Origin of the sequence: Frankia sp. Mgl5, assembly GCF_023242985.1 — a bacterium.
GTDB classification, from domain to species: domain Bacteria; phylum Actinomycetota; class Actinomycetes; order Frankiales; family Frankiaceae; genus Parafrankia; species Parafrankia soli.
Genome location: NZ_JALKFY010000669.1, coordinates 394 through 11059, shown reverse-complemented (window position 1 = coordinate 11059; position 10666 = coordinate 394). Strand labels below are relative to the sequence as shown.

The window sequence follows — 10666 nt, the reverse complement described above, 5'->3', positions numbered from 1 at the left end:
GAGGGGCTGGGGATTCGTGACGAGGAGACCCGGGCTCGTCACCTCACCGCCATCAACCGCTTCCGCGGCGTGTAGGAGCGGCGCCGCGCCCCCGCGGCGGGTGCGGCCGGCGCGGCGGGTGGCGCCCGCCGGCCGCGGCGGCCGGGCGCCGTGGCCGAGTGCGCGTCGCGGGCGGGCGGGGCTGGTAGCCTGCGAGTTGGGAGGAGTGTTCCGGTGCCAGCAGAAATCGTCCGGTCCGCCCCGGGCGAGCGGCCCGCCTCCGGCCAGGCCAAGAGCCGCCGCCCGCCGCCCGCCGCCCGGAACGCCAACTCCGGAGCCCGTCCCGATTCCGTCGCGCATTCCGACTCGGGCCGGGGTGCCGGCAAGAGCAGTGAATCCGGCCGGAACAGTGATGCCGGTGGGTCCGCTGTCACGAGCCCGGCCGAACCGCGCGTCAGGGCGCGCACCCCGGCCCGGGCGACCCGGCGCGACGAACTGCTGCGGGCGGCCGCCCGGCTGTTCGCCGAACGCGGTTTCCGCGGCGTGGGCATCGAGCAGATCGGCGCCGCCGTCGGCATCCGCGGCCCGGGAATCTACCGGCACTTCCCCAGCAAGGACGCGGTGCTCGTCGAGCTGCTCGTCGGCATCAGCCAGCACCTGCTCGACGCGGCCCGCGAGGCCCGCCGGGTCGGCGCCTCCGCCCCGGAGACCCTCGACCTGCTCGTCCGCGGGCACGTCGAGTTCGCGCTCGACAACCCCGACCTGATCGTCATCCACGACCGCGACCTGTGGAGCCTGCCGGAGCCGGCCGAGCGCGAGGTCCGCAGGCTGCAGCGGGCCTATGTCGAGCAGTGGGTGGACGTCCTGCGGCAGGTGCGGCCCGAGCTCGACGCGCCGACCGCGCGGGCGCGTACCCATGCGCTGTTCGGTCTGATCAACTCCACCCCACACAGCGCGACCGATCTGCACCGGGCCGAGATGGCCGTGATGCTGCACACGATGGCGCTGGGCGCCGCCCGCGGCTGAGCAGCCTTCGCGCCGGGCCGGCCTCTACCGTGTGGGGCAAATCCGTCGCAATCGGAAATGCGGTGACGGTGATGGATGGAATGGTGCGGGCGGGTGGCGGACCGCGTGCCGCCGGCCGCATTCCGTCATCGCAGTTCTTGCGCCCGGAAGCGTGCTTCTCTACGTTGCGTTGAGGTGGCCGGTACGGCGCGGTCGCGACCTGCATGGGCGACGGCGCCCGAGCCGCACCGGTCAGGGATGCGATCGCGTCGGCGGTCGACGCCCAGGTGACGGGCGGACATCAGCGGGAATTCGGCTGGAGGAGTGTATCGATGCCCCAGGGAGCTGCGGCCGTGCCGTTGACCGTCGCGGTGGTCGGATCCGGTCCGTCGGGCTTCTACGCGGCGGCCTCGCTGCTGGAGCAGCACGACGTACCGGTCCGGGTGGACATGTACGAGCGGCTGGCCACGCCGTGGGGCCTGGTGCGTTCCGGAGTCGCCCCCGATCATCCGAAGATAAAGGCGGTGTCCAGCGTGTACGCGGCGATCGCCGCGCACGAGAACTTCCGCTTCTTCGGCAATGTGGACGTCGGCAAGGACGTCACGCGTGAGGAGCTGATCGCGCGCTACGACGCCGTCCTGTACGCCGTCGGCGCGCAGACGGACCGGCGCCTCGGGATCCCCGGTGAGGACCTGCCCGGCAGCGAGTCCGCGGTCGACTTCGTCGGCTGGTACAACGGGCACCCCGACTACGCGCACCTCACCTTCGACCTCAGCGGCGAGCGCGGGGTCGTGATCGGCGCCGGCAACGTCGCCCTCGACGTCGCCCGCATCCTCTGCTCGCCGCACGAGCGGCTGTCCCGCACCGACATCGCCGACCACGCCCTCGACGCACTGCGCGCCTGTGCGCTCAAGGAGGTCATGGTCGTCGGGCGCCGCGGCGCCGCGCAGGCGGCCTTCACGACCGCGGAGCTCAGGGAGCTGCCCGAGTTCACCGAGTCCGGGGTGGACGTCGACCCGGCCGAGGTCGCCGAGCAGGAGGGCGAGGAGGCACTGTCCCGCCTGGTCAAGCGCAACCTGGCGGTGATGCGCGGGTACGCGCAGAACCCGGTGCCCGCGGGCGCGCGCCGGGTGGCGCTGCGCTTCCAGCGCACCCCGCTGGAGATCCGCGGCGACGGCCGGGTCGAGGAGATCGTGTTCGCCCGCAACGCGCTGAAGGTCGGCGACGACGGCTGGGTCAGCGCCGTCGACACCGGTGAGCGGGAGACCGTCCCGACCAGCCTGGTGCTGCGCGCCGTCGGCTACAAGGGCCGGTCGATCGAGGGGCTGCCGTTCGACGACCGCCGCGGGGTCATCCCGAACGTGAACGGGCGGGTCGAGGGCGTCGAGCGCGAGTACGTGGCCGGCTGGATCAAGCGCGGCCCGACCGGGATCATCGGCACGAACAAGAAGTGCGCCGGCGAGACCGTCGCGCGGCTGCTCGCGGATGTCGCCGACGGCACGCTGCGCCGCCACGACCGGGGCGCCGCGTTCGACCCGGTCGGTGAGATCGACACCTGGCTGCGCGGCCGCCAGCCGCACCTCGTCACCGAGGAGGGCTGGCGGCTGATCGACGCCGTCGAGCGCTCCTCGGGGGAGTCCGCCGGCCGGCCGCGCGTCAAGCGCGTCCTCACCGACGAGCTGCTCGACATCGCGCTGGAGCGCCGGATCGCCTCGTGACGGCGTTCGACGCATGACGGAGCTCGACCCGGAGGAGCGGGCAGTCGTCGACACCGTCCGGGACTTCGTCGACCGCGAGGTCCGGCCGGTGGTGCGCGAGCTTGAGCACGCCAACGCCTACCCCGAGGCGCTCATCGAGCAGATGAAGCGGCTCGGGGTCTTCGGCCTGGCGATCCCCGAGCCGTACGGCCAGGTGGACGTCTCGACCGTCTGCTACGCCCTGGTGACCGAGGAGCTGGCCCGCGGCTGGATGAGCCTGGCCGGTGCGATGGGCGGGCACACGGTGGTCTCCAAGCTGCTGCTCGCCTACGGAACCGAGGAGCAGAAACAGCGTTACCTGCCGCGGATGGCCACCGGCGAACTTCGTGCCACGATGGCCCTGACGGAGCCGGGTGGGGGTTCGGACCTGCAGGCGATGCGCACCACCGCGCGGCGCTCCGGCGAGGGATACCTGATCAACGGAACGAAGACGTGGATCAGTAACGCCCGCCGGGCAGGACTGGTGGCCCTGCTGTGCAAGACCGACCCCGCGGCCGAGCCCGCCCATCGCGGGATCAGCATCCTGCTGGTGGAGAAGGTCCCCGGGTTGGTGATCTCCCGGGACCTGCCGAAGCTCGGCTACAAGGGTGTCGAGAGCTGCGAGCTCTCCTTCACGGACTGCCGGGTGCCCCGGGACGCGCTCCTTGGCGGCGTTGAGGGCCGGGGCTTCGGTCAGATGATGCGCGGCCTGGAGATCGGTCGGATCCAGGTCGCGGCCCGGGCGACCGGGGTCGGCCGGGCCGCCTTCGACGACGCCCTGCGCTACGCCCAGGAGCGCGAGTCGTTCGGCCAGCCGATCTGGCGGCACCAGTCGGTCGGCAACCACCTCGCGGAGATGGGCACGAAGCTCACCGCGGCCCGGCAGCTCCTGCTGCACGCCGCGCGCCGGTACGACACGGGCGAGCGCGCCGATCTCGAGGCGGGCATGGCCAAGTACTTCTGCTCGGAGGTAGCGATGGAGGTGGCGCTGGCCGCGATCCGGGTCCACGGCGGCTACGGGTACTCCACCGAGTTCGACGCCGAGCGCTACTTCCGGGACGCCCCGCTGATGATCGTCGGCGAGGGCACCAACGAGATCCACCCCACCTCCTGCGCCGCCAACCGGGGCCCACGGGGCGCCCCCCCCCCCCCCCCCCGGCGGGGGGCGGGGGGGCCGGCCAGGTGCGGTCGGTCGAGGACGGTCGGTCGCGCACCAGCCGCGAGTAGCGAGAAAATGGCCCGTCCCACGCCGTGCACCGCAGTCGCCCAGGAGAGCACATGCCCAAGGGATACGTCATCCTGACCGAGGCCATCAAGGATCCCGAAGGTATGGCGGCCTACAGCCGCCTGTCGGGTCCTTCGGTCGCCGCGGCGGGTGCCAAGATCCTCGTCGTGGACGAGGACGTCCAGCTGCTCGAGGGGGAGTGGCACGGGAACCGCACGGTCGTCCTCGAGTTCCCGTCGGCGGACGAGGCCCGTGCCTGGTACGAGTCCGACGGCTACCAGCGCGCGAAGCCCGTGCGGCAGGCCGCGGCGGACTGCAACGCGGTGCTCCTCTCCGGGTTCGAGATGCCGGCCCGCCGAGCCTGACCGACATGCCGGTAGGCCGGCGTCCCATCGACCGGCACGCGGCGGCGGACACCGCGGACGCGGTCGTCATCGGCGCGGGGGTGAACGGCCTCGTCGCGGCGAACCGGCTCGCCGACGCCGGCTGGGACGTCGTCGTGTGCGAGGCCGCCGACGAGCCGGGCGGGGCCTGCCGCTCCGCCGAGGTCACCGCGCCCGGGTTCGGTACCGACCTGTTCAGCGCCTTCTACCCGTTCGCCGCGCGGTCCCCGGCGCTGCGCGCGCTCGACCTCACCGACCACGGGCTGACCTGGCTGCACGCCCCGCGGGTGCTGGCCCACCCCACCCCGGACGGCCGCTGCGCGGTGCTGTCCACCGACCTCGACGAGACGGCCGCCTCCCTCGCCGCCTACGCCCCGGCCGACGCGGCGGCCTGGCGGGCGCAGGTCGCACTGTGGGAACGGGTCCGTGACCCGCTGCTCGAGGCGCTGCTGGCCGCCCCGTTCCCGCCGGTCCGGGCGGGCGCACGGCTCGCCCGCGCGCTCGGGGCCGCCGACATGCTGCGCTTCGCCCGGTTCGCGATGCTGCCCGTCCGCCGGTTCGCCGCGGAGGAGTTCGCCGGCGCGGGCGCCGGACTGCTGGTCGCCGGCAGCGCGCTGCACACCGACCTGGCGCCGGAGTCGGCGGGATCGGCGCTGATCGGCTGGCTGCTGGCGATGCTCGGCCAGGATGTCGGCTTCCCGGTGCCGCGTGGCGGCGCGGGCCGGCTGACCGCCGCCCTCGTCGACCGGCTGCGCTCCCGCGGCGGGGTGGTGCGCACCCGAGCCGAGGTGGACGCGGTGATCGTCACCGCCGGCCGGGCCCGTGGCGTGCGGCTCACCGACGGGACGGCCGTGCGCGCCCGGCGCGCGGTGCTCGCCGACGTGGACGCGGTCTCCCTCTATCGACGCCTGGTCGGCGACGAGCATCTCCCCGCCCGCCTGCTCACCGACCTGGCCCGCTTCCAGTGGGACAGCTCGACCTTCAAGGTCAACTGGGCGCTCGCCGGGCCGATCCCGTGGTCCGACCGCCGGATCGCGGACGCCGGCACCGTCCACCTCGGCGGCACCATGGACGATCTGACGATGATGTCCGCGCAGCTGGCGTGCGGGCTCGTGCCGGCGGACCCGTTCCTCGTCCTCGGCCAGATGACCACTGCCGACCCCGGCCGCTCGCCGGCCGGGACGCAGAGCGCGTGGGCGTACTTCCACCTCCCGCAGTCCCCCCGGGGCGACGCCGGTGGGGCCGGTGTCACCGGCCGCTGGGACGGCGACGACACCGCCCGTCTCCTCGAGCGGGTGGAACGCAAGCTGGAGGCGGCGGCCCCCGGCTTCGGGTCGCTGATTCTCAGCCGTGACACCCAGTCGCCGCGACGGCTGGAGGACCAGGACGCCGTGCTGCGCGGCGGCGCCCTCAACGGCGGGACGGCCGCCCTGCACCAGCAGCTGATCTTCCGCCCGGTGCCCGGCCTGGGCCGCCCGGAGACCCCGATCCCCGGGCTCTATCTGGCGTCGATGTCAGCACATCCCGGCGGCGGTGCGCACGGCGGGCCGGGTGCCATGGCGGCCACGGTGGCGCTGCGCGACGCCGGCCCGGCCGGCCCCGTCCGCCGCCGCGCGTCCGCCGCCGCGCACCGGCTGATCTACGCTGGGCCGGTGGCGTCGCCCGCGGCGCCAGGCCCGGATTCTCCAGGGCCGGCGAGTCCGGGCCCGGCGAACGAGTCCTTGAGCGCCTCCGACACCTCGCGTGCGACCCGTCCGAAAGCGGCGTCGTAACGCAGCGCCGACTCGCGCGGGTAGCCGAACGGGATCTCGATCTCGGCGAGCAGCCGCCCCGAGCGGGCGGACAGCACGGCTACCCGGCTGGCCAGCAGCGCGGCCTCGACCACCGAATGGGTCACGAACAGCCCGGCGAACCCCTCCCGCAGGTGCAGGCGCAGCAGCTCGTCACCGAGCCGCTCGCGGGTGATCTCGTCCAGCGCGCCGAACGGCTCGTCGAACAGGAACAACGACGGGCGGGCCGTCAGCGCGCGGGCGAGCGACACCCGCATCCGCATCCCGCCCGACAGCGCCCGCGGCCGGTACCGCTCGTAGCCGCGCAGGCCGGTCATGGTGATCGCGTCCGCCACCAGGCGGTCGCGCCGCGCCCGGGGGACGCCGTCGAGCTCGGCGAACAGCCCGATGTTGCCCTCGACCGTCCGCCAGGGCAGCAGCGTCGGGTCCTGGAAGATGTAGCCGGGGGAACCCGGCCCGGCGAGCACCGAGCCGCTCGTCGGCGCCGCGAGCCCGGCGGCGATGCGCAGCAGCGTCGACTTGCCCGAGCCCGACGCCCCGATCAGCGCCACGATCTCGCCGGCCCCGACGCGCAGCGAGATGTCCTCCAGCACCCGCGTCCCGTCCGGGAACGTCATGCCGACGCCGTCGAACGCCAGCGCCGTCCCCGGTGGGGCGAGACCCACGGCCGGGGCTGCCGCGGGTCGGGTCCTCGACCTCATGCGCACATCATCCACGCTCGCGGTACCTGGCTGCATGCTGACCGTCAAGGCGTGGAAAAATTCGAAGATACTGAGATGCCGGATACCCGCGGTGAGCCCACCACCGTGACGGCGAGGAGGACACCGTGCCCAACGGCGGGCCGATCGCGCAGCGCATCATGCTGGGAGCGCGGCTCCGGAGCCTGCGCGAGGCCACCGGCATCAGCCGGGAGGACGCCGGCTACGAGATCCGGGCCTCCGACTCGAAGATCAGCCGCATGGAGCTGGGCCGGGTCGGTTGCAAGGTGCGCGACGTCGCCGACCTGCTCACGCTCTACGGCGTCGTCGCCGAGGCCGACCGGGCGCCGATCCTCGACCTGGCCAGGGAGGCCAACCGGCCCGGCTGGTGGCGGCGCTACGCCGAGGTCGTGCCCGGCTGGTCCGAGGCCCACCTCGGGCTGGAGAGCGCCGCGACCCTGATCCGCAGCTACCATCTGCACCTCGTCCCCGACCTGCTCCAGACCGAGGACTACGCGCGCGCGGCCGTCGTGCAGACCAGCAACCCGGGCACGATGAGCGCCGAGGCCGTCGCACGCACCGTCGAGATGCGGATCACCCGGCAGCGGCTGCTCACCCGGCCCGACCCGCCGAAGCTGTGGGCGGTGATCGACGAGGCCGCGCTGCGGCCGCGGATCGGCTCGGCGGAGGTGCTGCGGGCACAGCTCGCACACCTGCGGGAGCTGGCCGCCATGCCGAACATCGTGATCCAGATCCTGCCGGCCGAGTACGGGGGCCACGTCGCCACCGGTGCCTTCACCATCCTGCGCTTCGCCGAGCCCGAGCTGCCCGACGTCGTCCACCTCGAGCACCTGACCGGCGCGATCGACCTTGACCGGCCGGAGGACGTCGACCGGTACGAGGAGCTGATGAACCGCCTCAGCGTCGACAGCACCACCCCGGACGGCCTCGCGGCGCGCCTCGACCGCCTCGCCGCGGCGATCGAGCGCTGAGCAGCCCCGGGCCTATCGCCATGGCGACACTCGGTGGTCGGGAGGCGACCGAGAGCCCGAACGCTTCGTAGGGTTGGGCCGTCTACCAGGCCCGCGCGGTGTTCGGCCCAGATCCTGGCCGCGCACGCGCCGGGCCGCCGCCCGCTGCACGTCCGCCGCCCTGGAGGCTGTCTTGCGACGTCCCCTGTCCCGTACCGTCCTCACCGCCGCGGCGGCCGCCGCCTGCCTGGCCCTGGCGGCCGGGTGCGGCTCCGACGACGGTCCCGCCGCCGCGTCCGCGCCGGAGGTGTCCGGCGATGCCACGTCGGCGCCCGCCACCGGCGCCGCCGGCAGCCTCGACGTCGTGCTGCACGACGCCACCGGAGCCGAGGTCGGCACCGTCACCCTCACCCCCGTCGACGGGGCGGTGCGGGTCGAGGGCAGCCTGCACGGCCTGCCAGCCGGCGGCTACCACGGGTTCCACATCCACCAGAAGCCGGTGTGCGACCCGAAGGCCGCCGACGGCCCGTTCAGCACCGCCGGCGCTCACTTCAACCCTGAGGCGACCGTGCACGGCGACCACGCCGGCGACCTGCCGCCGCTGCTGGTCGACAAGGACGGCACGGCGCAACTGCGGGCGCAGACGGACCGCTTCGAGCTCGACGACCTGCGCAGCCAGGGCGCCGCGGTGATCGTGCACGCCCAGCCCGACAACCTCGCCCACATCCCCGACCGCTACACCGCGCAGGGCGCCCCGACGCCGGGCCCGGACGAGCGGACCAACGCGACCGGCGACGCCGGCGACCGGATCGCCTGCGGAGTGATCGAGAAGTCCTGACCGCGCCGTGCGGGCCGCGCCGCGCCGAGGTGTGGCGCGGCCCGCGGCGGCCGCGTACGGTCCTTCGTCCCCCGCTCCGCGGACCAAGGCAGGGTGATGTCGCCCCGTTTCCGGTGACACCGTGAGGTACAACACCGAGGGTGCGGAGGATCTCATGAGGGGCCGTCCGATTGTGTCCAACGTCGTGACCATGGACGTCAACGCCACCTACCTGACCGGCGCCGAGGCGGGTAAGCGGGTTCCGGTGCTCGTCACCGTCCGCTTCGACCCGCTCGACCCGGTCGCGATCACCCTGCGCACGCGGGTTCCGGACCAGAGGGTCCTCGTGTGGACCTTCGCGCGGGAGCTCCTCGCCGAGGGCGGCGAGCGGCCCGCGGGGGAGGGCGCCATCCGGATCACGCCGGTGCTGCGCGAGCGCCGGCGCCTGCTGTCCGTCGACCTGCCGAGCCCCGGCGGGCCGGTCACCGTCGAACTGCCGGCGTCCCGGGTCGCCGACTTCGTCCGGCGGACCTACGAGCGGGTGCCCGCCGCCGCGGAGTGCGCCGTCATCGACCTCGACCTGGACCTCGACCTGGGTCTCGCGACCCTCGACCGCGGTTGACGGGCCGGCTGCCGGTGGCTTCGGCGGCGGGCCCGCGGCCCGCCGCCCGGAAGCTAGCCGAAGGTCAGGATCTCGCCGACCGGGCGCCGCGGGGTCAGCACGGAGGCCACCGCGTCCCGGCGGGGATAGCCGACCCGAAGGATCATCTGCACGTGCCCGGCGATGCTCAGCATCCGCTCGATCACCGAACGGTACCCGTCGCTGTCGATGGGCTGGCCCATCGGCGACGCGGCCGCGCCGGCCGCGGTCACGGTGAGCAGGACCCGCGCCAGCGCCTGCCCGGCGCGCAGCCTGTCCTCCGCCTGGTCGGCGTCCGTGCCGATCACGACGACGACGGGGCGCTCCACCGACGGCAGCTCCTCCGGGCGCTGTTCGACGGTCGGGGCGAGACCCGCGTCCGCGTCGGCGCCGCCGTCGGGGTCCTCGGAACGCGGCGCCGCGATGCCCGGCGCGCCACGGGTGTCGAAGTCGCGCAGCGGGAAGTCGCTGGCCCGCTCGGGGTGATGGGTCGAGGCCACGCCGGTCGGCACCCCGTCGGCGGTCGGGCCCTGCCCGCGCCGCCACGACGCCAGCTCGGCCCGGTAGGCGGGGTCGGCCTGCTCCGCCCAGTCCGCCCGGGCCGCGACCACCGCCGCGTCCAGCCGCTGGTCGGAGTGCGACAGCGGCATCAGCCAGGCGCCCTCGGACTCGGCGGCGCGGCGCATCCGGTCGACCAGGTCGCCGGCGAGCGGGCGTGCCTCGAACGGCCGGCGGTCGGTATGCCGGGCCCCGGCGGCCGAGAACAGCAGCCGGTCGGAATCCGTCGGCGCCGCCCGCCCGCCGATCCCCATCGACGCGAGGACCAGGTCACCGGACAGCACCGGCTCCAGCCCGCCGGAACCGGTCGCCTCCGGCAGCAGCTCCACCACCGGCTCGAAGCCGAGCACCCGGAACGCCAGCCGGGCGTGCAGCAGCGCCGCGCCGCAGCTCACCAGGAGCTGCCGCCCGTCCGGGTCGAGGACGGCGAGGCGCCGCTCGACGTCCGGCCGCAGGGTCAGCCGGCCGGCGGCGAGACGCCACCGCCACGGCTGGGTGTTGTGAATGGACGGTGCGAGCGAAGCCGTCGTCACGACCTCGACTGCCACCTCGCGACCGACTCCCGCCGTCACCGACTCCATGATCGCGAACTCCCCTCGCCGTGCGGCGGCGTGTTGCGGGTGCACCGTGCCCGGCACGGCCCGTGTCCACGGTAGTCGGCGACGGGCCGACCGCAGGGTGCCCGACGGGACCATCGTGCCGGCGTGCGGGGGGCCGTGGACGCCAGATCCGTCACGTCCGCGCCCGCCACCGGGGACCGATGCCGGGGCCCGGGCCCCGCCCCCGGGGCGGGGCCCCCCCCCCCCCCCCCCCCCCCCCCCCCCCCGGGGGGGGGCCCCCCCCCCCCCCCCCGCGGGCCCCCCC

9 protein-coding genes and 1 pseudogene are annotated in these 10666 nt (G+C 74.7%); 8 read left to right on the top strand and 2 right to left on the bottom strand.

Going from position 1 to position 10666, the window contains the following annotated elements:
* Positions 1 to 474 precede the first annotated feature (474 nt).
* The 5 genes from MXD62_RS39825 (at position 475) to MXD62_RS40830 (ending at position 6100) form a co-directional block, all read left to right on the top strand.
* On the top strand, positions 475 to 1005 hold the full coding sequence (locus MXD62_RS39825; protein ID WP_368862434.1) for a TetR/AcrR family transcriptional regulator: 531 nt from the start codon (positions 475 to 477) through the stop codon (positions 1003 to 1005).
* Between the two features lie 311 nt (positions 1006 to 1316).
* A complete protein-coding gene (locus tag MXD62_RS22250) occupies positions 1317 to 2702 on the top strand; it encodes an FAD-dependent oxidoreductase (protein WP_248831422.1) in 1386 nt (461 codons plus the stop codon).
* Between the two features lie 13 nt (positions 2703 to 2715).
* Positions 2716 to 4023 (top strand): acyl-CoA dehydrogenase family protein, encoded by a 1308-nt coding sequence (locus tag MXD62_RS22245; RefSeq protein ID WP_248831421.1) that lies wholly within the window; start codon positions 2716 to 2718, stop codon positions 4021 to 4023.
* Positions 3999 to 4310, top strand: a complete 312-nt coding sequence (locus tag MXD62_RS22240) for a DUF1330 domain-containing protein (protein WP_248831420.1) — start codon at positions 3999 to 4001, stop codon at positions 4308 to 4310. Before MXD62_RS22245 ends, MXD62_RS22240 begins: the two co-directional genes overlap by 25 nt.
* 5 nt (positions 4311 to 4315) lie before the next feature.
* A complete protein-coding gene (locus tag MXD62_RS40830; RefSeq protein ID WP_368862433.1) occupies positions 4316 to 6100 on the top strand; it encodes a phytoene desaturase family protein in 1785 nt (594 codons plus the stop codon).
* Here the strand turns inward: MXD62_RS40830 and MXD62_RS22230 are convergent.
* Positions 6037 to 6819 (bottom strand): annotated as a pseudogene (locus tag MXD62_RS22230) (ABC transporter ATP-binding protein); the annotation flags it as partial. The gene MXD62_RS40830 and the pseudogene MXD62_RS22230 sit on opposite strands and share 64 nt — an antisense overlap.
* Positions 6820 to 6944: 125 nt before the next feature.
* Here MXD62_RS22230 and MXD62_RS22225 point away from each other — a divergent pair.
* The 3 genes from MXD62_RS22225 (at position 6945) to MXD62_RS22215 (ending at position 9226) form a co-directional block, all read left to right on the top strand.
* A complete protein-coding gene (locus MXD62_RS22225) occupies positions 6945 to 7808 on the top strand; it encodes a helix-turn-helix transcriptional regulator (protein ID WP_248831418.1) in 864 nt (287 codons plus the stop codon).
* 172 nt (positions 7809 to 7980) lie between these two features.
* Positions 7981 to 8625 carry a superoxide dismutase family protein gene (locus tag MXD62_RS22220; RefSeq protein ID WP_248831417.1) on the top strand — a complete coding sequence of 215 codons (645 nt, stop codon included), beginning with the start codon at positions 7981 to 7983 and terminating at the stop codon, positions 8623 to 8625.
* Positions 8626 to 8779: 154 nt separating this feature from the next.
* A complete protein-coding gene (locus MXD62_RS22215) occupies positions 8780 to 9226 on the top strand; it encodes an SsgA family sporulation/cell division regulator (protein ID WP_248831416.1) in 447 nt (148 codons plus the stop codon).
* A 53-nt stretch (positions 9227 to 9279) separates the two neighbouring features.
* Here MXD62_RS22215 and MXD62_RS22210 read toward each other — a convergent pair whose 3' ends face one another.
* Positions 9280 to 10383: a nitroreductase family protein gene (locus MXD62_RS22210; protein WP_248831415.1), complete on the bottom strand. Its 1104-nt coding sequence runs from the start codon at positions 10381 to 10383 to the stop codon at positions 9280 to 9282.
* Positions 10384 to 10666 lie beyond the last annotated feature (283 nt).

Bases quoted from the DNA above. Each gene is read 5' to 3' on its own strand.
- MXD62_RS22240 (WP_248831420.1), top strand. From the start codon at position 3,999: ATGCCCAAGGGATACGTCATCCTGACCGAGGCCATCAAGGATCCCGAA.
- MXD62_RS22250 (WP_248831422.1), top strand. From the start codon at position 1,317: ATGCCCCAGGGAGCTGCGGCCGTGCCGTTGACCGTCGCGGTGGTCGGA.
- MXD62_RS40830 (WP_368862433.1), top strand. From the start codon at position 4,316: ATGCCGGTAGGCCGGCGTCCCATCGACCGGCACGCGGCGGCGGACACC.
- MXD62_RS22210 (WP_248831415.1), bottom strand. From the start codon at position 10,383: ATGGAGTCGGTGACGGCGGGAGTCGGTCGCGAGGTGGCAGTCGAGGTC.
- MXD62_RS22245 (WP_248831421.1), top strand. From the start codon at position 2,716: ATGACGGAGCTCGACCCGGAGGAGCGGGCAGTCGTCGACACCGTCCGG.
- MXD62_RS22215 (WP_248831416.1), top strand. From the start codon at position 8,780: ATGAGGGGCCGTCCGATTGTGTCCAACGTCGTGACCATGGACGTCAAC.